The 24266-nt window shown below is 60.2% G+C and carries 25 protein-coding genes; 13 read left to right on the forward strand and 12 right to left on the reverse strand.

Annotated features, from left to right (window positions below; translation table 11 throughout):
* Positions 1-33: 33 nt before the first annotated feature.
* From dnaE to L4923_RS02555, 3 genes are all read right to left on the reverse strand, one after another.
* Positions 34-3513, reverse strand: coding sequence for a DNA polymerase III subunit alpha (dnaE, locus tag L4923_RS02545; RefSeq protein ID WP_239361834.1), 3480 nt, complete (start codon positions 3511-3513; stop codon positions 34-36).
* Between the two features lie 298 nt (positions 3514-3811).
* A complete protein-coding gene (locus L4923_RS02550; protein WP_239361835.1) occupies positions 3812-5824 on the reverse strand; it encodes an acetyl-CoA carboxylase biotin carboxylase subunit in 2013 nt (670 codons plus the stop codon).
* Between the two features lie 154 nt (positions 5825-5978).
* On the reverse strand, positions 5979-6323 hold the full coding sequence (locus L4923_RS02555; RefSeq protein ID WP_239361836.1) for a cupin domain-containing protein: 345 nt from the start codon (positions 6321-6323) through the stop codon (positions 5979-5981).
* A gap of 94 nt (positions 6324-6417) precedes the next feature.
* Between L4923_RS02555 and L4923_RS02560 the strand changes: the two genes are divergently transcribed.
* The 5 genes from L4923_RS02560 to L4923_RS02580 all read left to right on the forward strand — a co-directional run bounded on the left by L4923_RS02560 (position 6418) and on the right by L4923_RS02580 (position 9847).
* Complete coding sequence (locus tag L4923_RS02560) at positions 6418-6891, forward strand: GNAT family N-acetyltransferase (RefSeq protein ID WP_239362061.1); 474 nt, start codon at positions 6418-6420, stop codon at positions 6889-6891.
* A 14-nt stretch (positions 6892-6905) separates the two neighbouring features.
* Entirely contained in the window at positions 6906-7370 is a 465-nt protein-coding gene (locus tag L4923_RS02565) for a YaiI/YqxD family protein (RefSeq protein ID WP_239361837.1), read from the forward strand.
* 78 nt (positions 7371-7448) lie between these two features.
* Positions 7449-8063 carry a DUF1345 domain-containing protein gene (locus L4923_RS02570; RefSeq protein ID WP_343302639.1) on the forward strand — a complete coding sequence of 205 codons (615 nt, stop codon included), beginning with the start codon at positions 7449-7451 and terminating at the stop codon, positions 8061-8063.
* Positions 8064-8172: 109 nt separating this feature from the next.
* Positions 8173-9054 (forward strand): cytochrome b/b6 domain-containing protein, encoded by an 882-nt coding sequence (locus L4923_RS02575; RefSeq protein WP_239362062.1) that lies wholly within the window; start codon positions 8173-8175, stop codon positions 9052-9054.
* A 1-nt stretch (position 9055) separates the two neighbouring features.
* Positions 9056-9847 (forward strand): molybdopterin-binding protein, encoded by a 792-nt coding sequence (locus L4923_RS02580; RefSeq protein WP_239361839.1) that lies wholly within the window; start codon positions 9056-9058, stop codon positions 9845-9847.
* Positions 9848-10152: 305 nt separating this feature from the next.
* Here the strand turns inward: L4923_RS02580 and L4923_RS02585 are convergent, their stop codons facing one another.
* The 6 genes from L4923_RS02585 to L4923_RS02610 form a co-directional block, all read right to left on the reverse strand.
* Entirely contained in the window at positions 10153-10623 is a 471-nt protein-coding gene (locus L4923_RS02585; protein ID WP_239361841.1) for a DUF1203 domain-containing protein, read from the reverse strand.
* A 94-nt stretch (positions 10624-10717) separates the two neighbouring features.
* Positions 10718-11275 carry an OmpA family protein gene (locus L4923_RS02590; RefSeq protein WP_239361842.1) on the reverse strand — a complete coding sequence of 186 codons (558 nt, stop codon included), beginning with the start codon at positions 11273-11275 and terminating at the stop codon, positions 10718-10720.
* 119 nt (positions 11276-11394) lie between these two features.
* A complete protein-coding gene (locus L4923_RS02595; RefSeq protein WP_239361843.1) occupies positions 11395-11955 on the reverse strand; it encodes a GNAT family N-acetyltransferase in 561 nt (186 codons plus the stop codon).
* Between the two features lie 4 nt (positions 11956-11959).
* The gene (gene sseA / locus L4923_RS02600) at positions 11960-12814 is read right to left on the reverse strand and encodes a 3-mercaptopyruvate sulfurtransferase (RefSeq protein ID WP_239361844.1); all 855 of its coding nucleotides are present in this window, start codon (positions 12812-12814) and stop codon (positions 11960-11962) included.
* Between the two features lie 30 nt (positions 12815-12844).
* The gene (locus L4923_RS02605) at positions 12845-13588 is read right to left on the reverse strand and encodes an alanyl-tRNA editing protein (protein WP_239361845.1); all 744 of its coding nucleotides are present in this window, start codon (positions 13586-13588) and stop codon (positions 12845-12847) included.
* The gene (locus L4923_RS02610) at positions 13588-14622 is read right to left on the reverse strand and encodes a cysteine synthase A (protein WP_239361846.1); all 1035 of its coding nucleotides are present in this window, start codon (positions 14620-14622) and stop codon (positions 13588-13590) included. Before L4923_RS02610 ends, L4923_RS02605 begins: the two co-directional genes overlap by 1 nt.
* Positions 14623-14836: 214 nt before the next feature.
* Here L4923_RS02610 and L4923_RS02615 point away from each other — a divergent pair, with 214 nt between their 5' ends.
* Both L4923_RS02615 and L4923_RS02620 read left to right on the forward strand, forming a co-directional pair.
* Positions 14837-15661: an SDR family NAD(P)-dependent oxidoreductase gene (locus L4923_RS02615; protein WP_239361847.1), complete on the forward strand. Its 825-nt coding sequence runs from the start codon at positions 14837-14839 to the stop codon at positions 15659-15661.
* Between the two features lie 83 nt (positions 15662-15744).
* A complete protein-coding gene (locus L4923_RS02620) occupies positions 15745-16779 on the forward strand; it encodes an alpha/beta hydrolase (protein ID WP_239361848.1) in 1035 nt (344 codons plus the stop codon).
* Between the two features lie 11 nt (positions 16780-16790).
* Here L4923_RS02620 and L4923_RS02625 read toward each other — a convergent pair whose 3' ends face one another.
* A complete protein-coding gene (locus L4923_RS02625) occupies positions 16791-17132 on the reverse strand; it encodes a RidA family protein (RefSeq protein WP_239361849.1) in 342 nt (113 codons plus the stop codon).
* 218 nt (positions 17133-17350) lie between these two features.
* Here L4923_RS02625 and aztA point away from each other — a divergent pair, with 218 nt between their 5' ends.
* The 4 genes from aztA (at position 17351) to aztD (ending at position 21325) form a co-directional block, all read left to right on the forward strand.
* Positions 17351-18163, forward strand: coding sequence for a zinc ABC transporter ATP-binding protein AztA (gene aztA / locus L4923_RS02630; RefSeq protein WP_239361851.1), 813 nt, complete (start codon positions 17351-17353; stop codon positions 18161-18163).
* Positions 18164-18210: 47 nt separating this feature from the next.
* Entirely contained in the window at positions 18211-19035 is an 825-nt protein-coding gene (gene aztB / locus L4923_RS02635) for a zinc ABC transporter permease AztB (protein ID WP_239362063.1), read from the forward strand.
* Between the two features lie 19 nt (positions 19036-19054).
* Positions 19055-19996, forward strand: coding sequence for a zinc ABC transporter substrate-binding protein AztC (gene aztC / locus L4923_RS02640; RefSeq protein ID WP_239361853.1), 942 nt, complete (start codon positions 19055-19057; stop codon positions 19994-19996).
* Between the two features lie 120 nt (positions 19997-20116).
* The gene (gene aztD / locus L4923_RS02645) at positions 20117-21325 is read left to right on the forward strand and encodes a zinc metallochaperone AztD (RefSeq protein ID WP_239361854.1); all 1209 of its coding nucleotides are present in this window, start codon (positions 20117-20119) and stop codon (positions 21323-21325) included.
* Positions 21326-21338: 13 nt separating this feature from the next.
* Here aztD and L4923_RS02650 read toward each other — a convergent pair whose 3' ends face one another.
* Positions 21339-22235, reverse strand: a complete 897-nt coding sequence (locus L4923_RS02650) for a LysR family transcriptional regulator (protein ID WP_239361855.1) — start codon at positions 22233-22235, stop codon at positions 21339-21341.
* 103 nt (positions 22236-22338) lie between these two features.
* Between L4923_RS02650 and L4923_RS02655 the strand changes: the two genes are divergently transcribed.
* Complete coding sequence (locus L4923_RS02655) at positions 22339-23340, forward strand: aldo/keto reductase (protein WP_239361856.1); 1002 nt, start codon at positions 22339-22341, stop codon at positions 23338-23340.
* A gap of 116 nt (positions 23341-23456) precedes the next feature.
* Positions 23457-23795, forward strand: a complete 339-nt coding sequence (locus L4923_RS02660) for a protein tyrosine phosphatase family protein (RefSeq protein WP_239361857.1) — start codon at positions 23457-23459, stop codon at positions 23793-23795.
* On the opposite strand, the gene L4923_RS02665 is transcribed toward L4923_RS02660, so the two are convergent.
* Positions 23792-24262, reverse strand: a complete 471-nt coding sequence (locus L4923_RS02665) for an Lrp/AsnC family transcriptional regulator (protein WP_239361858.1) — start codon at positions 24260-24262, stop codon at positions 23792-23794. The genes L4923_RS02660 and L4923_RS02665 overlap by 4 nt on opposite strands.
* Positions 24263-24266: the final 4 nt, after the last annotated feature.

Genomic DNA, 24266 nt, shown 5'->3' on the forward strand with positions numbered 1-24266 from the left:
TCGTCCAGCGTTTTCCAGATCGCCCCTGGACGCCTACACCAATTCGACTTCGATCACCCCTGGCACAGCTCGCATGGCCGAAGCGACCTGGGGCGAAATGCGATAGCGTGTGGGCAACTCGATTTCGATTTCGCCTTGTCCGCCATCCTTGATCAGCACGAAAGAAACCTGCCCCTCGCCTTTCACCGTAAGTTGCCCAGCCAACGTGTTGAGCGGGCTGGCATCTCGCAGGAATATACGCAAAGCCTTCTGAATACGGCTCGCCTCGTCTTCCAACGACTGTACCGTCTGAATACGCAGGTTGACCCCTTCCGGCCTGTCTTCCGCCGCGACCGTGATAACGACGGATTTTCCAGGCTCCAGCATGTCGCGGTACTGCGCGAGTGTTTCCGAGAACATCACGGCTTCGTACTGACCGGTCATGTCGGAGAAATTGACGACGCCCATCTTGTTGCCGGTGCGCGTCTTTCGCTCCTGCTTGGCCGTGACGGTCCCGGCAAGTCGGCCTGCGGAGGCGCCACGCTTCACTGCGGCTGAGAACTCGGCCCAGTTCTGTACCCGCATCTTCTGCAGCGCGGCCTTATACTCGTCAAGCGGATGTGCCGACAGATAAAAGCCGACCACCTGGAATTCTCGGTGCAAGCGGTCCGCCGCCAGCCACGGCTCGGTTGCTGGCAGATTGAGCGCCTGGGACTGCGCGCCTAGTGATGCGCCGAAGATATCCGCCTGTCCGGACGTGGCGTTCTGCTGCGCCAACGCCGCCAGGCCCATCATGCGCTCGACCCCTGCCATCATCTGCGCCCGATCGTGCCCGAAGCAGTCGAGCGCGCCGGCCATGATCAGGCTTTCGAAGACCCGTTTGCCGACGATCTTGGGGTCGATCCGCTCACAGAAGTCGGCAAGGCTCTTGAAGGGCCCATCCTTGCGTTTTTCGACGATGTGTTCGACGGCGGCATCGCCGACACCCTTCAATGCCGCCAGCGAGTAAAAGATCTTGTTTTCGCCCACCTCGAAATCGCGGAAGCTGGTCAAGACCGAAGGGGGCACGACCTCGATGCCGAGCCGCATTGCGTCCTGGCGGAAATCGGCCAGCTTGTCGGTGTTCGACATATCGAGCGTCATGGACGCAGCCAGGAATTCCACCGGGTAGTGCGCCTTGAGATAGGCAGTCTGGTAGGAGACGATGGCGTACGCGGCCGCGTGCGACTTGTTGAAGCCGTAGTCTGCGAACTTTGCCAGCAGATCGAAAATGAAATCGGCCTGCGGCTTGGCAACGCCGCGTTCGACGGCACCCGCGACGAAGATATCGCGTTGCTTGTCCATTTCGGCGCGGATCTTCTTGCCCATGGCACGACGCAGCAGGTCGGCCTGTCCGAGCGTATAGCCGGCAAGCTCCTGGGCGATCTGCATCACCTGTTCCTGGTAGACGATAACGCCCTGCGTTTCGCGCACAAGATGGTCGATCTTGGGGTGGATCGACGCAATCTCCTCTTCGCCATGCTTGCGTGCGTTGTAGGTGGGGATGTTCTCCATCGGACCGGGACGATAGAGCGCCACCAGCGCAATGATGTCCTCGATGCGGTCCGGCCGCATGCCGATCAGCGCCTTGCGCATGCCGGCACTTTCAACCTGGAACACGCCGACGACCTCGCCGCGCGACAGCATGGCGTAGGTCTGCTGATCGTCGATGGGGATCGTGGCGAGGTCGATGTCGATGCCGCGCCGACGGATCAGCTTCACCGCCTTGTCCAGCACCGTCAGCGTCTTCAAGCCGAGGAAGTCGAACTTCACCAGTCCGGCGTCCTCGACCTTCTTCATGTTGAACTGGGTGACCGGCATATCCGAGCGTGGATCGCGGTACATCGGCACCAGTTCCGACAATGGACGGTCACCGATGACGATGCCGGCGGCGTGCGTCGAAGCGTGGCGGTAGAGCCCTTCCAGCTTCTGCGCCATCTCGAGCAGCGTGGTGACGATCGGCTCCTTTTCCGCCTCCTCGGCGAAGCGCGGCTCGTTAGCGATGGCATCCGCCAGCTTCACCGGATTGGCAGGGTTCTGCGGCACCATCTTGCAAAGCCGGTCGACCTGGCCATAGGGCATCTGCAGCACGCGGCCGACATCGCGCAGGACTGCGCGGGCCTGCAGCGTACCGAAGGTGATGATCTGTCCGACCTGGTCGCGACCGTACTTGCCCTGCACATAGCGGATCACCTCTTCGCGGCGGTCCTGGCAGAAGTCGATGTCGAAATCCGGCATCGAGACACGATCAGGGTTGAGGAAGCGCTCGAACAGCAGCGAGAACTGCAGCGGATCGACGTCGGTGATGAGGAGTGCGTAGGCGACCAGCGAGCCGGCACCGGAACCGCGACCTGGCCCCACCGGAATATCGTGCTGTTTTGCCCATTTGATGAAGTCCGACACGATCAGGAAGTAGCCGGGAAACTTCATACGCTGGATGATGCCGATCTCGAACTCCAGACGCTCGCGATACTGTTCCTCCGTAAAACCTCCTTGAAGGCCACGTGTGGCAAAGCGCATGGCCAACCCTTCGCGGGCCTGCCTGGCCAATTCTTCGGCTTCGGCCCTTTCAGCGGCTTCGGCATCGGCGACGTCAGCGCCGGCGAAACGCGGAAGGATGGGCTTGCGGTTCTTCGGATAATACGAGCAGCGCTGCGCGATCTCGATCGTGTTGTCGATCGCCTCCGGCAGGTCGGCAAACAGCCGCGCCATCTCCGCCTGGCTCTTCAGGTAATTGTCCGGCGTCAGGCGGCGGCGCTCGTCGGCTGCAATCACCGAGCCTTCCGCGATGGCGATCAACGCGTCATGCGCCTCGAAATCCTCGCGCGAGGAGAAAAACGCCTCATTAGTCGCAACCAACGGCAATTCGTGGCGATAGGCCAGCTCGATAGAGGCATGTTCTATACCGCGATCATAGCCAGCCATGCGCTCCAGTTCGACGTAAAGCCGGTCACCGAACAGAGCCTTGAGGGTCAACAAGCGAGCCTCGGCCAGATCTTTGCGGTCGTCGCGCAGGGCTGCCCCGACTGGCCCCCGCGGCCCACCGGTCAAACAAATGACGCCTTCAGCAAGTTCCGCTACCATGCCCGTGGTGACGTGCACCGGCTCGCCGGACGGCGTTTCCAGATAGGCCCGGCTGATCAGCCGCACCAGATTGGCATAACCGGTCTCAGTGGCAGCGATGAGCAACACGGGACGCAAATCAGGCCCCTGCTTGCGACGATCGCGTTGCCCGTCATTGCTCTCGCCGGAAAAAGCCAGGTCGATCTGGCTGCCCATGATTGGCTGAATGCCGTCCTTGACCGCTTTCTGCGCGAATTCCAGCGCTCCGAACAGATTATTGGTGTCGGTGACCGCGATAGCCGGTGCCTGATCCTTGATGGCATGACCAACGATCGGCCCCAGCTGCAAAGCGCCTTCCAGCAATGAATAGGCCGAATGAACGCGCAGGTGAATGAACGGACGCGCAGGAATTTCCTCCCTTTTGGGTGCCATCGCCTCACGTTTGAGAGGATCGCGTATTCTGACGTCGCTTGTCACTGCTGAACTCGATCTGGCCAACGAATCTTCGGCTATTCGTTATCAATGTAATCAGCGGATCCTCACCCCGCTACATCCATCCCTTGGATCGGGACCTCGATCACAGAAAACACGCGTGCCTCGGAGGGCATCCCGTTGCACCGCAAGCGAAATACCTACCGCGCCTGTGTTTACGTCGTGACTGACCAGAAAGTAGGGCAACTAGCTGCCTGTGATTCAGCGGGCGCTCCACACCCGCTGATCAATCTTACATTCAGGCAAATTCCATAATGACCGCATCGACGGCAAGGCTATCTCCCGGCTTGGCGTTCAACTTGGCGATGGTCAGATCACGTTCCGCGCGCAAGACGTTTTCCATCTTCATTGCCTCAACCACCGCCAGCGTCTCGCCGGCCTTCACCTCTTGACCCTCTGCCACCGAAATTGAGACGACAAGTCCCGGCATCGGACACAACAGCAGCTTGGACGTATCCGGCGGCAGCTTCACCGGCATCAGCCGCTCGAGCGCAGCAGTTTGCGGCAACATCGCCTGCGCAGCCACCGAGATGCCTTTCCAGGCGATGCGCGTACCGTTCGGCAGGGACCGCAACTGTGCCGCGATACGGTGCTGGCCGACCGTGCCGCGCCACACCGGCTCACCCGGCCGCCAATCCGACGTCACCGTAAGCGCCTTGCCGCCCTCAATCGACAGGTCAAGCTCCATGGGGATGGAGATCATGCCTTCGAGCACTGTGGCCGACAGGTAATCCTGGCCGAGTTTCACCACCCAGTCGCGCTTGAGAGCGCCGGAGTGCGGGGCCAATCGGCCGCTGAGACGATCGAGACGGTCGCGGCGTAACAGTTCCACCGCCGTCGCAATCGAAGCCAGCACCGCCTTGTCATCGGCATCTGGCGCGATCGGCGCGAAACCGTCCGGATATTCTTCGGCGATGAAGCCGGTGGATAACCGCCCCTCCCGCCAGCGCGGGTGCTGCATCAATGCGGAAAGAAACGGAAGGTTGTGCTCGATGCCGTCGACTACGAACTCGTCCAACGCTTCCGACATGGCATCGATCGCCTCGATGCGGGTCGGAGCCCATGTGCAGAGCTTGGCGATCATCGGATCATAGAACATCGAGATCTCAGAGCCTTCGGTCACGCCGGTGTCGTTGCGCACGACAATCTCCTCGAACTTACCTTCTTCCGGCGGCTGGTAACGCGTCAGCCGTCCGATCGACGGCAGAAAGTTTCGGTAGGGGTCCTCGGCATAGAGCCGGCTTTCAACCGCCCAACCGTTCAGCTTCACATCGCTCTGCCCAAAAGCCAGTTTTTCCCCAGCCGCGACGCGGATCATCTGCTCGACCAGATCGACGCCGGTGATCAACTCGGTCACGGGGTGCTCGACCTGCAATCGTGTATTCATTTCAAGGAAATAGAAGTTTTTGTCCTTGTCGACGATGAACTCGACAGTGCCGGCGCTCTGGTAATCGACAGCCTTCGCCAGCGCTACCGCCTGCTCGCCCATGGCCTTTCTGGTCTTCTCGTCGAGGAAGGGCGACGGCGCTTCCTCGACGACCTTCTGGTTGCGGCGCTGGATCGAACATTCGCGCTCGCCGAGATAGACGGCGTTGCCATGCCCGTCGGCAAGAACCTGGATCTCGATATGGCGCGGATCGACCACAAACTTCTCGATGAAAACGCGATCGTCTCCAAAGGAACTCTTTGCCTCCGAACGGGCGCGATCGAAACCGTCACGGACTTCGTCCTTCGTCCAGGCAATGCGCATGCCCTTGCCGCCGCCGCCGGCGGACGCCTTGATCATCACCGGATAACCGATTTCGTCGGCAATACGCTCAGCGTGATCCGCGTTCTCGATGACGCCCAGGAAGCCTGGCACGGTCGAGACCTTGGCGGCATTGGCAAATTTCTTCGACTCGATCTTGTCTCCCATGGCGTTGATCGCCTTGGGCTTAGGGCCTATGAAGACGATGCCTTGCGCTTCCAGCGCCTCACAAAAAGACGCCCGTTCCGACAGGAAGCCATAACCCGGATGCACGGCTTCGGCGCCGGTCTCCTTGCAAGCTTCGATGATCCTGTCCGCGACCAGATAGCTCTGTGCAGCAGGCGCAGGCCCGATATGCACGGCCTCGTCCGCCATTTCGACATGGACGGCATCCCGATCGGCATCCGAGTAGACCGCCACGGTGGCGATTCCCATCCTGCGCGCCGTCTTGATGACACGACAGGCAATCTCGCCGCGGTTGGCGATCAGGATCTTCTTGAACATGGATGCCGCGTCCTCCGCTAAGTCCTTACCTTTTATGGAGTCCGGTGCGCCTGCTCAAGCCGCAGTGATCCGCTAAGCCGGTGTTCGAAAGTTGAAGACCGAATCCGCAAGCCGGTCATCAGGATCATCGTCGTGCGGTCGACGTACCCGCCGTCTACTCCAGCCATTCGGTAATGAAGGCTCCTGCAACATGGACGTCGGTGCTTTCGAATCGCCCGGGACCAAGGTTGGAGAATTTATGTGGGACATCAGCAGGAACGACCAGGATCTGCCCGGCCGTTGCTTCGATTGTCTTGTCGCCGATGGTGAACAGGCCTCGCCCTTCCCTGACGACGAAGACTTCCGCATAGGGATGTTTGTGCAATTTCGGTCCGCCACCGATCTGGTCGGAACTATAGAAGATAACCGAGACTTCGGCACCATAGGCTCCGGCTTGGAACTCCCCATGCAAGACATCCGGTTTTCCAACCCATTGCTCGCGCTCGATCAGATGTGCCATGGTCGCTCCGTCTCGTTTGCCGGCGCCGACCTTAGATCAAGATGTCGCGCGCCGGAACATTACCCGGGAACCTCACACGCATCGGGATATTTTGATGGCTGAAGCTGGTTACAGCATTGACGTGCGCACTCTCGACGAATTCGAACCGAGAGAACTCTACACCATGCTCAAAATGCGAACCGATGTGTTCGTCGTCGAGCAGAAGTGCCCCTATCCCGAACTCGACGGTAAAGACCCCGAGACCTTGCATCTGCGTTTGTTGTCCGGTGACGAATTGCTCGCCTGTGCCCGCATCAGCAAACCCTCGACCGCCGATGAGCCCGCCGTGATCGGTAGGGTCGTGGTCTCGCCGAACCATCGCGGCAAACGCCTTGGCGACGCGCTGATGAAAGAAGCCATCACGACTTGCGAGCGGCTCTTTTCCGACCACGCAATCGTACTGTCAGCCCAAAGCCATCTCCGGCGTTTCTACGAAACATTCGGCTTTGTTGCTGTTTCGGAAGAGTATTTGGAGGACGACATCCCGCATATCGATATGGAACGGAGATTGACAGCAGCGGCCGGATAACATCAACCACATCCATGACAGTCTCAATCTACGTCGACGCCGACGCCTGTCCGGTAAAGGAAGAGGTGATCAAGGTTGCCGAGCGGCACGGTGTCACCGTCACGTTCGTTTCGAACGGCGGCCTGCGTCCTTCGCGTGACCCGATGATCCGCAACGTGGTCGTCAGCAAGGGCGCCGACGCTGCTGACGACTGGATCATTGAAAACGCCGTGGCGAATGACATTGTCGTCACCGCCGATATTCCCCTTGCTGCGCGGGCCGTTGCGCTCAACGCTCATGTGCTCGGACCGACCGGGCGCCCCTTCACGCCGGAAACGATCGGCATGGCGGTTGCCATGCGCGACTTGAAGCAGCACCTGCGCGAGACAGGTGAAAGCAAAGGCTACAATGCCAGTTTCACGCCGCAGGACCGCTCGCGTTTCCTCGGCGAACTTGACCGAATCTTGCGACGCGCGCTCAAATCAGCGGTGCCAAGCTGAGAACAGCAGGTTCCGGTCATGAGAATATTGATTGGTAAGTCCGCAAACCGACTGCTACCGTTTGCAGCAGCCGCGTGCGTGGGACTCATCGCGCTGGCAATAGCCCTGCAATTCAAACTCGCGATCGCTTATTCCATCGGCGCAGATGCATTCTTCCTGGTGTATGTCGGGCTGATGCTGGCGCGCATGCCTTACCTCACGGCGGAACATTTACGCCGCAAGGCGCGTGTCGACGACCTCCCGGTCTTCATCATCTTTGCGGTGACCATCGCGGTCATTGCCGTCGTCGTCGGCTCGCTGTTTCTGATCGTCAACGACAATCATAAGCATTCGCCCGCCGAACTGCTGATGTCACTGATATCACTGCCGCTCGGCTGGCTGACCATTCATACGATGGCTGCTTTTCACTATGCCCATGTCTATTGGCGCGACGACGACGAGGTGCGTGACGCAAAAGGACGACCCATACGCCAGCCGGTCGGCGGCCTCGACTTCCCGGGAGACGCGCCGCCGCAGGGCTGGGATTTTTTCTATTTTGCCATCGTCATCGGCATGACGGCGCAAACCGCGGACACCAATGTCACCACCACGCGCATGCGCAAGCTGGTGATCCTGCATTCGCTGATCACTTTCTTGTTCAATACCGTCATCGTGGCTGCGGCGGTGAATGTTGCCGTCACGCTCGGCAACTGAAGCGATTCGCGCACAAAATCGTGATGGATTGAAACAAGACGAGGCCAGGACTCGTACTACCATGCGAAAACCACTCGCGAGCCGGATCACGCGGCAGAAGGGGCGCGGCATGGACGCGATCGCCAGCATCGACCAAAGCAAGGAAGCTCAGGCAGGTCAGTCGAAGAAAGGGCCACTGATCTACCGGCAGAATCACTGGACACGGCTGACGCATTGGGCCTGGGCTTTTGCCCTGTTCTTCCTGCTGCTGAGCGGCCTGCAGATTTTCAACGCGCGGCCACAGCTTTACATCGGCAAGGAATCGGGTTTCGGCTACAACAATACGATCCTTCAAATCGGTGCCGAGGACACCGCCACAGGCCCTCGCGGGTTCACCGAAATCTTTGGCCATCGTTTCGATACCACAGGCGTTCTCGGGTGGTCGGGGCCACCCGGCAACGAGAGTGCGCGCGCCTTCCCATCCTGGGCAACGATCCCATCCTATTACGATCTCGGTACTGCGCGCGTCGTCCATTTCTTTTTTGCATGGATCTTGAGTGCAACACTGCTCGTCTGGCTGCTCGTCGGGCTGTTCAGCGGTCACATTCGACGCGATCTTGCACCGCGTCTGGCCGACATCCGCAATCTGCCTCGCGATGTCGCCGACCATATCCGGCTGCGTTTCCATCATTCCGGCCGGTACAACACGCTGCAAAAACTCGCCTATGGCGGCGTATTGTTTGTTCTTCTGCCGCTGATGGTCCTGACCGGACTTGCCATGTCACCCAGCATGAACGCGGTACTGCCTTTCCTCAATGAGCTGTTCGGAGGAAGGCAAACGGCGCGCACCATCCACTTCGCGGTCATGGTGCTGCTCGTCCTGTTCTTTCTCGTTCACATGCTGATGATCCTGGCTGCGGGGCCGATCAACGAGCTGAGATCGATCATCACCGGTTGGTATCGCACCGATCCGCCGAACGGCGGAACAAATTCGACCGGGCGGAGCGAGTAAGATGGCCAAGTTCCAGATCAACCGTCGCAAGTTCCTGACTGCCGCCGGCCTGGGAGCGTCAGGCTTCACGCTTTCCGGCTGCGACGCCTTCGATAGCCAGCTAGGCATGGGCGACGGCCTGCGCAATTTCCTGGAGGGAGCAAACGGCCTGACCTATCGGGCGCAACGCCTGCTTGCTGGACGCGATACCCTCGCGCCCGAATTCTCCGAGGCCGATATCCGCCAGCCGATGCGGCCTAACGGCATCACGGCACCGGACGATGACACCTACAAGAGCCTGCTCACAAACAACTTCGTCGACTGGCGCCTCGAAGTCACCGGTCTCGTGGAAAAGCCGCTGTCGCTGACGCGTGAGCAACTGCTGGCCATGCCGAGCCGTACGCAGATAACCCGACATGATTGCGTCGAGGGCTGGAGTTGTATTGCCAAATGGACCGGGACGCCGCTCTCATTGGTGCTCGACCAGGCCGTGGTGAAGCCGCAGGCGCGTTACGTCATGTTCCATTGTCTTGATACGATCGATCGTAATCTTTCCGGCGACATCAAATATTACGGCTCGATCGACTTGATTGACGCGCGCCATCCGCAGACCATTCTGGCCTATGGCCTCAACGGCAAGCCGCTGCCCGTGGAAAATGGCGCTCCGCTGCGGGTAAGGGTCGAACGCCAACTCGGTTACAAAATGCCGAAATACATCCAGCGCGTCGAACTGGTCGATTCTTTCGCCAATTTTGGTGGCGGCCGCGGCGGCTATTGGGAAGACTACGGCTATGATTGGTATGGCGGTATCTAACCAGCGCTTTCAGCCAGCGACGTCGTCGCCAAACAAAAAAGCGGGGTCAAAACCCCGCTTCCTCGTCTGTCGAAAACTCACCGCCGGTCCATCCGCGGTCGATGAAATCGTTCGACACCCATCTTATAGCCACTCAATACAACAACTAGGTGACAGGCAGGTGCGATCTTCGGCCGATTTTGGTTAAGCATTCGTTACGCTGGAGCATTCCCGTTTTCATGGAACCTCGGAAACGCTCTAACCCCTTGTTTTTACGCAATTCCGGACGGTAAACCGTGAACACTTTTCCTGGAATTGCTCGAGATTCAGCCTCGCTCGATCCGACACTGATAACAATTGTTCCGTGCCGATCGCATATGCAGATAGGCCACGTCTTCCCGCTTCAGGATCATGTCCGCCCGCTTGGCGATATCCGGTGTCGGCACCACCGCGCCGGTTCCATAGACGATACGGTCGTCGGCGCCGTATCCGCGCACGATGTAATCGCTGGTTTCGAGAAACAGCTCTGGAATCGTCCCTGCGTCCTCTGCGCGCTCGCAAGCCTCGGCGTGCAGGAAAATCGGCCCGGTCTCGGCATAAGGCTGCAACCCCGGAAATGGCCGATAGGCCAGGATCAGATATGCTTCGCCGGCCGCGACATTCTTCAAGCAGTGACGGCAGGGAACGCCATCGCCATCAGAAATCCTGCGCTCTGGCACGAGGCCATAGGCGTCGAGACCACCTTTTTGCAACGCCCTTGCGGTTTCGGTGGGTAAAGCCTTGAACAGGACGGACATAGGTCGGTTCTCCGGTTTCTCGAACCGTAACCCTATGCCGATGGCCAGACGCTCTCCCACCCGAATCCTGACTTGGCTGCGAACTCAGCAACCATCAGCGGATGAAGTCGTCGAAGCGGCGCAACGTGACACGCCGATTGCGCCAATTCTCGTTATCAGTCGGCACCAGCAAGAATTCCTCGCCGTAACCGACGGTCTCCAGAGCATAACCGGGCACACCGAACTCTCGCACCAGGGTCCGCTTCAGCGACGACGCTCGCTGCTCCGACAATGCCTGGTTCGAGGCAAAGGAACCGACGGCGTCGGTGTGGCCTTCGATAAGGACCCGTGCACCGGGATGGCGACGCAAGGTACGACGCAGGCCATCGGCGATGATCTCGACTTTCCGATATTGCGACGGTTCGATCGCAGCGGATCCAAAGGCGAAATTGATGGACTGGATGTCGATCGACGGCGCCATGCGGCGCAGATCGGGCCGGCGTTTGAATTCACGAATGGTGACGCGCTCGTTTGGGCGCAGCTTCAGGCGCGGTGCCGCCTCCAGCTTGCGTTCGATCTGCGCTGCAGAAGGGGTCTGTGCCTGCGCGAAGGCAAGACTGGGCAGCGCGATCGAAGCAATCAGCGCAACGGCGACGGTACGGCGGGAAATCATGCTTGGCTCCTGAGAGGTCATGCCGGATCAACGTTGGCCGCACCATGACAGAGCCAAGCTGAAGCCGGCATGAACGCACTGTTCAGCGGTCCCGAGCAATTCTGAGCAACGGAAGCGCTTTAGCGCATGACGCTGGCCGACCGCTCGGCGAAAGACATCGGGCGCACGATTTCTTTTTTCTGCGCCACCGGTTTGAAGCCGAGTTTCTGGTAGAGCGGCAACGCCGCCGGATGATCGAGCGTGCATGTCTGCACGGTCACCCGCTTCGGTCCGTGCGACCAGCAAGCTTCTATGGCCGCGCCCAGGAACCAACGGCCGATACCCTGCCCCGTGGCATGTTCCATCATGCCGAAATAAGCAAGCTCGGCCTCCTCCGGCAGATGCGGCTTGACGTCGAAAAAACCCGCGGGCGCGCCATCGAGATAAAGCACGCGGATGTCGCGATCTTCCCGGTGCAAGCCGGCGGCCAATTCGTCGTCGTTGAGTTTGAGCACGTTGACCCAAAGCCATTTGCGCCCGACCCGATCCTGCAGATAACGATAGAAATGCAGCGGAATCATCCGCGTCCTCAGAAGCGCGATCTGTCTGTTGTACGGCAGCGGCGGATAGTAGGCTGGCGGAACGTCCATTTCGAGGAACGTCACCGTAACGTCGATCCGCTCCTGATCGTCGGCGCTCATGGAGTTAACGATCCTTGCCCGTCTCGACCGGTGTGTCCAGCAGGCTGCCCCACTCCGTCCACGAACCGTCATAGAGCTTGTTGTCGGTATGGCCAAGCGTTTCAAGCGCCAGCGTGATGGCAGCAGCCGTGATGCCGGAGCCACATGAGGTGACGACCGGCTTCGACAAATCCACCCCGGCCCGCTCGATAACCTCGCGCAGTTTCGACTTGGGCAGCAAGGTGCCGTTTTCAGAGAGTGCGCTGTAAGGCAGATTGTGGGCGCCGGGCATATGGCCGGCACGCACGCCGGCTCGAGGCTCCGGTTCGATGCCGGCGAAACGCCCCGGTGACCGAGCGTCGGCAATCTGGCTTTCGCCGCTGGCAACGATACGTCGCATGTCCTCGAGCGACGCCACCCGGGATGCATCGAAATCGGCATGGAAGATGCCGGGGGCGATCTTGGTCGGCTCAGCCGTCACCGGATGTCCTTCGGCCTTCCAGCGATCGAAGCCCCCGTCCAGGATATAGGTCTGGAACACGCCCATCACGCGGAACATCCACCATGCGCGCGGCGCTGAAAAGAAGCCCGGCCCATCGTAGACGACGATCGTGTCGTCCGCCGATATGCCCATCGATCCGACATATTGAGCGAACTCGCGCGGTGAAGCCAAGGTGTGCGGCAGTGACGAATTCTGGTCTGAAACCGCGTCCTGATCGAGAAAGACGGCGCCGGGAATGTGCGCGGCGTCATATTCGCCACGAGCATCCCGCTTCTGCGCCGGCAGGTACCAGGAAGCATCGACGATCGACAGACCGGGTTGACCGAGCCGCTGCTCAAGCCAGTCCGCGTCGACGGTAAAGGGGCTGTCCTCGGCCATACTGTTCTCCCAGATTTGAAGCCAGCCCGGTCAGGCGGCCGGCAAAGGCCCGAATCGGATGCGGAAGCGCCGATTTTCGCGCCCCTTCTTTTCAATCTTGCCGATGTGAATCTCGCCGATTTCAGCTGTACGGGCAACATGAGTGCCGCCGCAAGGTTGGCTGTCCACCGCGGCATTTTCTCCGATGAGCACGAGGCGGATGCGCCCGGTACCGCTCGGTGGACGCACATTCTTCGACTTCACCAGGCCGGGATTGGCGGCCAATTGTTCGTCCGTGATCCATTCGATCGAAACTGGATGATCCGCTCGGACCAGTTCCATCAGCTTCGCCGTCACCTCTTCCTTGGAATAGCCGGTGTCGGGAATGTCGAAATCGACACGGGAATCGTCTTCTGCAACGGCCGCGCCGGTGATGGGGAATGGACACACCACACTCAGCAGGTGGCAGGCGGTGTGCATGCGCATCAGCAGATGGCGACGATCCCAGTCGATGATGGCTTTCACTTTTTCACCGACAGCCGGCATCGACTGATCCGGCGCAGGAGCGTGGATGATCTCATCCTTGGTTTCGCCGGTCACCGTGGCTGCGATCGCAACGCGGCTCCCATCCGCCCGTTCGAAATGACCCGTATCACCCGGCTGGCCGCCGGACGTCGCATAAAAGACGGTGCGATCAAGGATGATGCCGCCGCGGTCGTTGATCGCCACCACGGTCGCTTCAAGTTCCCTCAAATAGGAATCGTCGCGGAAAACGGCCTCGGTTTTCAAGGCCATTACGCCACCTGTTCGAACGGCACGGGAATGGTGCTCACCGCCTCCATCCAGTCCGGTGTCGGCAGGTTCTTGCTACGCAGGAATTCCGGATTGAACAGTTTCGACTGGTAGCGCGTGCCGTAGTCGCAGAGGATGGTCACGATGGTATGGCCGGGTCCGAGCTCCCGGGCTAGGCGAATGGCGCCGGCAATATTGATACCGGTCGAGCCGCCGACACACAGACCTTCTTCCTGGATCAGGTCGAAGACGATCGGCAGTGCCTCTTCGTCCGGGATCTGGAAGGAAAAATCCGGCGTGAAGCCGTCGAGATTGGCCGTAATGCGTCCCTGCCCGATGCCTTCGGTAATCGAGCTGCCCTCGGCCTTCAGTTCGCCGTTGGTGTAGAAGGAAAATAGTGCCGCACCCAGCGGATCGGCCAGCGCGATCTTGACGTCCTTGCTCTTGCCTTTGAGGCCCGCGGCTACACCGGCCAGCGTACCACCGGAGCCAACGGCGGACACGAAGCCATGGACCTTGCCGCCCGTCTGCGCCCAGATCTCTTCAGCCGTGGTGTGGATATGACCGTCGCGGTTGGCGACATTATCGAACTGGTTGGCCCAGATGGCGCCGTTCGGCTCGCTTTTCGCCATCTGTTCGGCAAGGCGGCCGGACAGTTTCACATAGTTGTTGGGGTTCTTGTACGGAACGGCCGGAACTTCGATCAGCTCGGCGCCGAGCAGCCGGATGGTATCCTTCTTCTCCTGGCTCTGCGTATCGGGAATGACGATGACCGTACGATAGCCCAAGGCCTTGGCAACCAAAGTGAGCCCGATACCGGTGTTGCCCGCCGTGCCTTCGACGATGACCCCACCCGGCTTCAAAAGGCCACGTCGCTCGGCGTCCCGGATGATGAAAAGACCGGCGCGGTCCTTGACCGATTGGCCGGGGTTCATGAACTCGGCTTTGCCCAGTATCTCGCAACCGGTCTCTTCGGAAGCGCGGTTGAGGCGGATCAGCGGCGTGTTGCCGATGGCGTCTATCACCGAACGGTGCATGAGGAATCCTTCTCGTGTCAGCGAAGAACCCTAGAAACGCTGGCCTGCCGTTTCAAGGCTGGAAATGGCCTGGACCAGTTGCATTCGCGCTTGCAGCGCTGCTCGATAGTGCAAACCATCAGTTCAAACTAAAATAGTGGGCATCCAAGAACATGCTTTCCTTTCGACTTCCGCGCGGCTAGATGACCCATTGAAAGAGCTTTCGGGACACTGAATGACACTCTATCGGGCCAGCCCGAAAGACGGCGTTGCCTGGATTACCGGGGGCAGTTCCGGCATCGGCAGGGAACTCGCGAAAGAATTGGCGGCAAAAGGCTTTGTCGTGGCGGTCACCGCCCGCGAGGAAGACCATATTGGCTTGCTCATCGCGGAAACCACCTCCCTGCCCGGTCGGATTGTCGCCTTTCCATGCGATGTTACCGATGAACAGGGGATGGCCGACACCGTTGCTGCCATCGAGGCCGATCTCGGCCCGATCGCACTCGCCGTCTTCAATGCCGGCAGCTATACCCAAGTTGCCGGTGACAATCTGTCCGTGCGCAAATTTCGCCGTACCTTCGACGTCAATGTGATGGGCATCGTCCATGGGCTTGTGCCGACGGTGAAGTTCATGCGCAGGCGTGGCCGCGGCCATATCATCATGGTTGGCTCGATCAGTGCCTATTTCGGCTGGCCGACAACAGCCGCCTACGGCGCCACGAAGGCCGCCATCAATGTGATGGCGCAGTCGCTGAAATTCGATCTCGACAAGCTGAACATCCGCGTCCAGGTGATGAACCCCGGCTTCATCGACACGCCGATGACACAGAAGAACGGCGTTCGCCTGCCGGCGGTCATTTCCTCAAGCTGCGCGGCCGACAGAATGATGCGCGGCATCGAAACCGGCGGTTTCGAGATCACGTTCCCGCGCCGTTTCACCCTATGTCTCAAGGTTTTGGGGATGCTGCCGCACCCGCTGCGTCATTGGTTCCTCAACCGCATGACCGGATGGGGCGACAGGCCGCTGAGTTTCGGTCGCAAGCCACGCCAACCCATCTAGGGCTGGCGCAGGCCGCCTGAGCCCGACCCGTTGCGTGTCGCCAGGCACCACAATAATTTGCGCCGATCAGTCTGGAGTTTGTCATGGGGCGCCGTATCGCGGTGATGTTCCTGGGTCTGATCATCCTGGTCGTCCTGGCGGTTTTGCTGGGACCGCGCGTGCCTGTCGACACCAAGATCCGCTTCGACCCATCCAAGATCGGCGATGATCCACAAGCCTACCTCATCCGCGAGGAGGCCAAGGTGGCCAATATCCGTGACGGACTGGAGAAAGAGATCGTCTGGGTCAATCCAATGATCCATGCCAGGACGCCGCTCGCCGTGGTCTATATCCATGGTTTCTCCGCCTCAAAGGAAGAAACCCGCCCCCTGGCCGACAAAGTCGCGGAGGAACTCGACGCCAACCTCTTCTATACGCGCCTGACCGGACACGGCCAGGACGGTTCGGCGATGACGGAGGGAAGCGTCAACGCGTGGATCAACGACTATGAGGAGGCACTCGCCATCGGTCGCGCGATCGGCGACAAGGCCGTGGTCGTCGCCACCTCGACCGGCGCCTCGCTCGCGACCTGGGCTGCAAGCCAGCCGGATGGGTCGAAGGACCTCATCGGCATGGCGTTGATTTCGCCAAACTACGGCGTGCGGGCGTCCGGCGCGGAGATGTTGCTGTGGCCATGGGGCAAGCAGCTCGCAGAATTGATCATCGGCAAGCAGCGCTCGTTTGTACCTCGCAACGCCCTGCACGAAAAATACTGGACCTGGCGCTACCCGACGGGGGCGCTGCTGCCGATGGCAGCCTTGGCCGAACTCGCCTACGCAGCACCGGTCGGCAACGCCAAGGTACCTGCGCTCTTCATCTTCTCAAACGATGACAAGGTGGTGCGACCGGAACGTACACGCGAGATCGCTTCGCAGTGGGGAGCCGTGCACGAAGAAGTGCCTGTCGACAACAGCGGCGATCCCGACAACCACGTTATCGCCGGCAATGTCTTGTCGCCCGACACCACGGATTTCATCGCCCAGCGGATCGTGGTCTGGGTTAAGGCACTGATGGATGATGTGCCGCCCGGCATGCATCGGGGCGGAGCGTCGACACCAGCCGACGCTCCGAAACAATAGCGTTTCGGCGCTCAGATAGCGGCGGTGATGATGATCTCGACCAGATACTCCGGGCCGGCCAGCTTGGCCTCTCCGGTGGCGCGAGCCGGCGTGTTGCCCTGCGGCACCCAGGCATCCCATTCCTTGTTCATCTCGGCGAACGTGCTCATGTCGGAGAGCCAGATGATTGCCTGCAGGATCTTGGTCTTGTCAGTGCCGGCCTTGGCGAGCAGCGCATCGACGGTCGCCAGGATATCCTTGGTCTGTTCGCCGACGGTCTTGCCCTCACCGACCTGACCGGCGAGATAGGCGGTGTTGCCGTGGATGACCACCTGGCTCATGCGGGGGCCGACATCGATGCGACGAACGCTCATGATATGTTCCTTTCCTGATTGGAAAGGCTTGTTTAGAGAGCGCCTTGCCCGGCGACAAGGCCAAGCCCGCCGAATACAGCCGCAGGCGCAATCGGTCGTCGTCCACTGTCATAGCGGGGCCGGTGCCCGCTTCCGCGCAGGCCACATCTTTTTTGCGGCCCATGTTGACACATGTAATAACATAACATACGACCTCTTTCCCAAGAGTACGGACTACCATGAGCCAAGCTGCCCTCACCTTTCGCGACCTGACCCTGGGCTATGGCAGCCACCCGGCCGTCCATCACCTGAACGGCACAGTGCGGAAGGGATCGCTGACCGCGGTCGTCGGCGCCAACGGCTCCGGCAAATCCACACTCATGAAAGGCATCGTCGGCGCGCTGAGACCGATGGCGGGTGCAGTCGTCAAAATGGCGGGCATCCGCATCGCCTATCTGCCGCAGCAATCGGAACTCGATCGTAGTTTCCCCGCACGCGTCGTCGATCTGGTCTCGCTTGGACTCTGGCCCCGCCGCGGCCTGCTCGGCCGGCACACCGCGGAAGATCGCGCATCCGTCAGCAAAGCACTGATGGCGGTCGGACTTGAGGGATTTGAAAGCCGCGGCCTGGACACCCTTTCCGGCGGCCAGTTGCAACGGGCCCTGTTTGCACGCGTGCTGGTGCAGGACGCCGATCTCATCCTGCTCGACGAACCGTTCAATGCCATTGACGCCAAAACGGTTGGTGATCTGATCGCACTGATCAAACGCTGGCACGGTGAAGACCGCACGGTCATGGTTGTTGCACACGACCTCGAACTGGTGCGGCAGAATTTCCCCGAAACGCTGCTGCTTGCCCGCCAGCCGGTCGCCTGGGGCGCCACCTCGGCAACGCTGAGTGCGGAAAACATGCTGCGCGCCCGCAGGTTCCACGAAGCGTGGGAAGATAATGCACCCTGGTGCGAACCGGACGGCCATGGTCATGACCACGTTGCCCACGATCATTCGCACCATGACCACGACCATCCCTCGAAGCAGAAGGTAGCGTCGTGAGTTCGCTCTATAGCTTCTTCATAGCTCCCTTTGCCGATTTCGCATTCATGCAGCGGGCCCTGGCCGGCTCACTCATGCTGTCACTCGGAGCCTGCCCGGTCGGTGTCTTCTTGATGCTGCGCAGAATGAGCCTCTCGGGCGACGCCATGGCGCATGCCATCTTGCCGGGTGCCGCTGCTGGCTTCCTGCTCTACGGATTGGAAATCCTGCCGATGACTGTTGGCGGACTGATCGCAGGTGTCATCGTCGCGCTGGGTGCCGGCGCAGTCTCGCGCTTCTCCATACAGCGCGAAGATGCCTCGATGGCCGCTTTTTACCTGATTTCGCTGGCAATCGGCGTGCTGATGGTTTCGATCCGCGGCTCAAGCGTCGATCTGATGCATGTGCTGTTCGGCACCGTGCTGGCACTCAACAACGAGGCGCTTTTGCTGATCGGCGGTATCGCCGTCGTCACCCTGGTCGCGCTTTTCTTGTTCTGGCGAGCACTTGTCGCCGAATGCCTGGACCCGCTTTTCCTGCGCTCGGTGAGCAGGCTCGGCAGCCCCGTGCATTTCATCTTCCTCGGGCTCGTCGTGCTCAACCTGGTCGGCGGCTTCCAGGCGCTGGGCACCCTGCTCTCTGTAGGTCTGATGATCCTGCCGGCCGCCGCTGCGCGCTTCTGGAGCCAGCGCGTCGGGCCGATGTGCGTTCTTGCCGTCGCGATCGGCTTCATTTCCTGCGTCGCTGGATTGCTTCTCTCCTATCATGCAGCACTCCCATCCGGCCCGGCCATCATCCTCTCTGCCGGCGCAGCCTATATCGCTTCCATCCTGGTTGGACCGCGCGGCGTGCTGCGCTCGCGCCTCGTCCACCATCGCCACAGAACCGCCTGACTGTTTAAAGGAGTTGGCCATGCTGAAATCGATCCGCCGCGCCCTGATATTGAGCGTTATAACATTAACATCCCTCAGTGCAGGACATGCCTTTGCCGAGCCGCTGAAGGTGGTAGCGAGCTTTTCGATCATTAGTGATTTCGCAAAGAATGTGGGCGGCGATCGCGTTGAGGTGACAACGCTGGTGGGTCCCGACGGCGATGCCCATGTCTACGAACCTAGCCCGGCCGACGCTGTCTCAATGGCATCCGCCAAGCTGGTGCTCGTCAACGGCCTGCATTTCGAAGGGTTCCTGCAGCGTCTCGTCGAGGCAAGCGCAAGCAAGGCAGCGATCGTCGAATTGACCAAGGGCATCACGCCGATCGACTTCAAAAAGGAATTCGCCGAAGCTGAGGAGGCCGAGGGTGGTCACGAAGGTCACAATCATGGCTCTACCGACCCTCATGCATTCCAGTCGGTCGTCAACGCAAAGATCTATGTGAAGAACATCGCTGACGCCTTCTGCAATGCCGACAGCGCCGGTTGCGACACCTACAACGCCAACGCCGCCGCCTATACCGAAAAGCTCGATGGTCTGGACAAGGAAGTCCGCGAGGCCATCGCGGCAATTCCGCAGGAAAAGCGCATCGTCATCACGTCCCACGACGCATTCGGCTATTTCGAGCACGAATACGGATTGACTTTCCTGGCACCCCAAGGGCTTTCCACCGACTCCGAGCCATCGGCCGCCGACGTCGCCAAGCTGGTCGAACAGGTGAAACAGGACAAGGCCGCGGCAATCTTCGTGGAGAACATCAGCAATCCACGCCTGATCGAACAGATCTCGGTCGAAACCGACGTCAAGGTGGGTGGCACGCTCTACTCGGACGCTTTGTCGAAGGCGAATGGTCCGGCTGCAACCTACATCGACCTGATGCGCAACAACATCAAGCAGATCAAGGGCGCGATCCTCGGCAGTTAAAGTACTGCTTCTATTAGTCCACCGATCGGCCCGATCAACACTAGCTCTCCTGGCGGAAGAGATTCCTTCCGCCTATTTCCAGCAACAATATGTTTTTAAATAACATTACAGGAGAATCCCATGAAACGCCTTCTCGCTGCGGCCTCGATCGCCGTTCTTGCTGCGGGCATGGCCACGACCTCCTCCTTCGCCGAGGAAAAGACCGCGTGGCGCCTCTTCGTGTCGGATCATGGCGAACCGGTCATCAACGTCGTCGATGCCCTTACTGGCAATAAGATCGACACATTGCCGCTGAAAGGGCCGGCTTCGCTCTATCGGAGCGCCAGCGGCCGTATCGTATTTGCAGTACAAGGCAAGGCTGACATGGTTTCCGCCGCCTCCACCGGCATAACCTTCGAAGACCATGGTGACCACGGTGATATAGAGATAACCGCACCGAGGCTCACGGGCACCGAGATCGCCGGGACGAAACCATCGCATTTCGTCGAACATGACGGCGAGTTCGCTCTCTTCTTCGATGGCGAGGGCGTCGCTCGGATCCTCGACGAGAAGAAGGCTCTCGACGGTGAAACCAGCGTTCGCGAAGTAAAGGCCGAGGCACCGCATCATGGCGTTGCCGCAGTCTTTGGCGACTATGTACTGTTATCGGAACCCAACAAGGAAAAGCCCGACGAACTGCCAGTCGGCATCCGTGTCGTAGACAGCGCAGGCAAACAGGTCGGCGACATCCGCGCATGTCCCGATCTGCATGGCGAAGCAACCTCCGGCAAACTTATGGTCTTCGCCTGCGCCAGCGGCATCTTGCTGGTCCGCGACGCAGATCAAGGTCCATCCATCGAGCACATCGCCTACCCTACCAGCCTACCGTCCGGAAAAGCGACGACGCTGCTCGGCGGCAAGGGACTGCAATACTTCCTTGGCAATTACGGTGCTGATCGCCTTGTGCTCATCGATCCTTCAGCAAACGACATGTTCCGTCTGGTCGAACTGCCGACACGGCGCGTACACTTCGCGGTGGACCCGATACGTCCCCGCTTTGCCTATGCATTCACCGAAGATGGCCAACTTCATCAGGTCGACATCGTCGCCGGCAGGCTCGCTCAGTCCGTGAAGCTGACCGATCCTTACTCGATGGATGGCCATTGGAGCGACCCGCGGCCACGCATCGCCGTTGCGGGTGATCGTATCGTTGTCACGGACCCGTTGAAATCCCAGCTCCACCTTGTCGACGCAACGAGTTTTGCAAAGACGGGCGACATCTCACTCACCGGCAAGCCTTTCAACATCGTCGCCGTCGGCGGCTCTGGCGAAACGCACGCGACTGAATAGCCTCCTCCCAAGGCTAGCCGCTGCGCCGCTGCCGCCTGATGAAATCCACAAAGGCGCGCAGTGGCGCAGGCACATGCCTGCGCCCGGGATAGTATAGAAACGGACCGGGAAACGGAGGCAGCCAGTCATCCAGCACGCTGACAAGGCGGCCAGCCTCGATATCTACCCGAACATAGTCCTCAAACGTTGCCCAGAATCCGACGCCATCGCGGCAAGCGCGCAGTTGTGAGGTAATGTTGCTGGAGAGCAGCCTGGCTTCCGGCTCAAGCTTTTCAAGCACGCCGTCCTGTTCGAATTCCCATGGCAGTTTCATACCGCTCGGGAACTGTGTGCGAATGCACGGGCGGCCAAGCAGGTCGCGTGGCTTCAGGACTGGCGGGCCGGCGGCGATAACCGACGGCGCGGCCACCACTACGTAACGCTGCTGAGGGCCGAGCGGAACGGCGATCATGTCCTGAGCCAGGCTCTCACCCCAGCGCACACCTGCGTCGAACCCGGCCGACACGATGTCGATGAAAGCCGTTTCTGCGGTAATCTCCAGCCGTAGGCGAGGAAACTCGTTGAGAAACGGGCCAACAAGTGGCGCAAGAACCAGATCGATCGCCGGCTGGGGCGCGTTGATACGCAGCGTACCGCTTGGGCTGTCGGCTTCCAGCTGCAGGTGATCGACAGCCGATGTGATGTCGGCCAGTGCTGGTGCCAGCCGTTCGAGCAACCGGACGCCGGCTTCGGTTGGCGCCACGCTGCGCGTAGTGCGGTTCAGAAGCCGCAAATCGAGAGCCGCTTCGAGGTCGCGGATCTGCTGGCTGAGCGTCGAGGCTGACACACCACGCTCCACCGCCGCTGCCCGGAAATTACGGCGGCGGGCGACGGAGGCAAAAGCCGCGAGCAAATTAAGGTCGATCGGCATTGTGCGAAAATCCACACAGTCTATTTGGAAAAGGGCATCTTATCGCACAGTGTAGCATGCGCCATCTTTTCGGCACCATCGGTTCAAAACGAAAGGATTCGCGATGCACGAACATACTCTTGGAACGAACGGACCTGTCGTCTCACGCCTGGGCCTCGGCTGCATGGGCATGTCTGATCTCTATGGTCCGGCGGACCGGACCGAAAGCCTGGCGACATTGCACGCCGCGCTGGATGCCGGCGTCACACTGCTCGACACCGGCGATTTTTACGGCATGGGTCACAACGAAATGCTGATCGCCGAGGCGCTAGCCACCCGCAGCGCCGGCGAGGTGGCGCTCAGCGTCAAATTCGGCGCGCAGCGCGGTCCCGACGGAAGTTGGCTTGGCTTCGATACCCGGCCGAATGCAGTCAAGACTGCGGCGGCCTACAGCCTGAAGCGACTGGGTGTCGAAGCAATCGACATCTACAGGCCCGCGCGGCTCGACCCGAACGTGCCGATCGAGGAAACGATCGGCGCCATCGCCGATCTGGTCAAGGCAGGTTATGTCAAGCATGTCGGATTGTCGGAGGTTGGCTCCGCAACCATTCGCCGCGCCGCTGCCGTGCATCCGATTGCCGATCTGCAGATCGAGTATTCCCTGCTGTCGCGCAATATCGAGGACGGCATTCTCGACACCTGTCGCGAACTCGGCATTGCTATTACCGCCTATGGCGTCCTTTCGCGCGGGCTGATCAGCGGCCATTGGGACAGAACCAAGGCCACGGCCGGAACCGATTTCCGCAGCCACAGCCCACGCTTCCAGGGCGACAATCTCGATCGCAATCTCAAACTGGTCGAAGCGCTGCGCCAGGTCGCGGAAACGCGCGGTGCCAGCGTCGCGCAGATTGCCATCGCCTGGGTGCTGGCGCAGGGTGGCGATATCTTCCCCTTGATCGGCGCCCGCACCCGAGACCGGCTGACGGAAGCACTTGGTGCGCTAGATCTTGCTCTTTCTGCCAGCGATATCGCAGCCATCGAGGCTGCGGCGCCGAAGGGCGCGGCAGCCGGACAGCGTTACGCCGAACATCAGATGGCGATGCTGGACAGCGAACGGGCAGCTTAGCTCGCCCCTGCAGCGCCGGCTGGGAAGATCGGCGCTGCCTCAACAGGCGAAGGTTGCAGCCCATCGCGCGCGATGGCATGACAAGCGAAACATCCATCCGCCCCGGAGCTGCTTACATGAACATCCGCCAGATTTCCGACGCTTATTCCGTCTCGCCGCAAATCAGCGTCGAGGATGTCGCGGCGATCAAAGCCGCCGGGTTCAAGAGTGTCATCTGCAACCGCCCAGACAACGAAGATCCCGGCCAGCCAAGCGCCGGCGAGATCAAGGCGGCGGTCGAGGCTGCAGGGCTTGAATTCCGTTGGGTTCCGGTCATCAGCGGCCAGATGACCGCACAGAATGTCGAGGACCAGGCCGAAGCCCTCGACGCCCTGCCCGGCCCGGTTTTCGCCTATTGCCGTTCCGGCACGCGCTGCACCAACCTTTACGCTGCCGTACGGCAATTGAAAGGCTAGATCGGCAGCGCGCCGGTCTCCTTCAGCGTCTCCAGCACGATCGCCGTTTTGACATGCTGCACGGATTCGTGCGGCAGCAGCTCGTTGTTCACGAATTCGGATAGCGATTTCAGGTCGGGCGTAACGACTTTCAGGATATAATCCATCTCGCCGGTCAGTGCGTGCGCTTCCTGCACCTCGGGAAGACGTTTGACCAACTCAGCGAACCGCCGGGCATTGTCCCGGTTGTGTGTGGCAAGCGTCACAGTGATGACGTTGACGAGCGAGAACCCCAGCCTGTCGCGATCGAGCACCGCCTGGTAATTGCGGATGTAACCTTCCTCTTCCAGCCGCTGCCGTCGGCGTGAACATTGCGATGCTGAAAGGTTCACACGCTCAGACAGGTCGTTATTCGTAAGCCGCGCATCGCCCTGTAAAAGAGCCAATATCTTGCGATCGAACTGATCAACGCGCGCGACTTCAGACATTTTC

The sequence above is a fragment of the Terribium retamae genome (genome assembly GCF_022347545.1).
Taxonomy (GTDB): Bacteria; Pseudomonadota; Alphaproteobacteria; order Rhizobiales; family Rhizobiaceae; genus Mesorhizobium; species Mesorhizobium retamae.

Excerpts from the sequence above, each read along its gene's own strand:
- aztB (WP_239362063.1), top strand. The coding sequence starts at position 18,211 with ATGCAGCGGGCCCTGGCCGGCTCACTCATGCTGTCACTCGGAGCCTGC.
- L4923_RS02615 (WP_239361847.1), top strand. The coding sequence starts at position 14,837 with ATGACACTCTATCGGGCCAGCCCGAAAGACGGCGTTGCCTGGATTACC.
- L4923_RS02575 (WP_239362062.1), top strand. The coding sequence starts at position 8,173 with ATGGACGCGATCGCCAGCATCGACCAAAGCAAGGAAGCTCAGGCAGGT.
- L4923_RS02610 (WP_239361846.1), bottom strand. The coding sequence starts at position 14,622 with ATGCACCGTTCGGTGATAGACGCCATCGGCAACACGCCGCTGATCCGC.
- L4923_RS02665 (WP_239361858.1), bottom strand. The coding sequence starts at position 24,262 with ATGTCTGAAGTCGCGCGCGTTGATCAGTTCGATCGCAAGATATTGGCT.
- L4923_RS02560 (WP_239362061.1), top strand. The coding sequence starts at position 6,418 with ATGGCTGAAGCTGGTTACAGCATTGACGTGCGCACTCTCGACGAATTC.
- L4923_RS02550 (WP_239361835.1), bottom strand. The coding sequence starts at position 5,824 with ATGTTCAAGAAGATCCTGATCGCCAACCGCGGCGAGATTGCCTGTCGT.
- L4923_RS02585 (WP_239361841.1), bottom strand. The coding sequence starts at position 10,623 with ATGTCCGTCCTGTTCAAGGCTTTACCCACCGAAACCGCAAGGGCGTTG.
- L4923_RS02650 (WP_239361855.1), bottom strand. The coding sequence starts at position 22,235 with ATGCCGATCGACCTTAATTTGCTCGCGGCTTTTGCCTCCGTCGCCCGC.
- L4923_RS02655 (WP_239361856.1), top strand. The coding sequence starts at position 22,339 with ATGCACGAACATACTCTTGGAACGAACGGACCTGTCGTCTCACGCCTG.
- L4923_RS02595 (WP_239361843.1), bottom strand. The coding sequence starts at position 11,955 with ATGAGCGCCGACGATCAGGAGCGGATCGACGTTACGGTGACGTTCCTC.
- aztA (WP_239361851.1), top strand. The coding sequence starts at position 17,351 with ATGAGCCAAGCTGCCCTCACCTTTCGCGACCTGACCCTGGGCTATGGC.
- L4923_RS02625 (WP_239361849.1), bottom strand. The coding sequence starts at position 17,132 with ATGAGCGTTCGTCGCATCGATGTCGGCCCCCGCATGAGCCAGGTGGTC.
- L4923_RS02580 (WP_239361839.1), top strand. The coding sequence starts at position 9,056 with ATGGCCAAGTTCCAGATCAACCGTCGCAAGTTCCTGACTGCCGCCGGC.
- aztD (WP_239361854.1), top strand. The coding sequence starts at position 20,117 with ATGAAACGCCTTCTCGCTGCGGCCTCGATCGCCGTTCTTGCTGCGGGC.
- L4923_RS02605 (WP_239361845.1), bottom strand. The coding sequence starts at position 13,588 with ATGGCCTTGAAAACCGAGGCCGTTTTCCGCGACGATTCCTATTTGAGG.
- L4923_RS02590 (WP_239361842.1), bottom strand. The coding sequence starts at position 11,275 with ATGATTTCCCGCCGTACCGTCGCCGTTGCGCTGATTGCTTCGATCGCG.
- L4923_RS02565 (WP_239361837.1), top strand. The coding sequence starts at position 6,906 with ATGACAGTCTCAATCTACGTCGACGCCGACGCCTGTCCGGTAAAGGAA.
- L4923_RS02555 (WP_239361836.1), bottom strand. The coding sequence starts at position 6,323 with ATGGCACATCTGATCGAGCGCGAGCAATGGGTTGGAAAACCGGATGTC.
- dnaE (WP_239361834.1), bottom strand. The coding sequence starts at position 3,513 with ATGGCACCCAAAAGGGAGGAAATTCCTGCGCGTCCGTTCATTCACCTG.
- aztC (WP_239361853.1), top strand. The coding sequence starts at position 19,055 with ATGCTGAAATCGATCCGCCGCGCCCTGATATTGAGCGTTATAACATTA.
- L4923_RS02660 (WP_239361857.1), top strand. The coding sequence starts at position 23,457 with ATGAACATCCGCCAGATTTCCGACGCTTATTCCGTCTCGCCGCAAATC.
- L4923_RS02620 (WP_239361848.1), top strand. The coding sequence starts at position 15,745 with ATGGGGCGCCGTATCGCGGTGATGTTCCTGGGTCTGATCATCCTGGTC.
- sseA (WP_239361844.1), bottom strand. The coding sequence starts at position 12,814 with ATGGCCGAGGACAGCCCCTTTACCGTCGACGCGGACTGGCTTGAGCAG.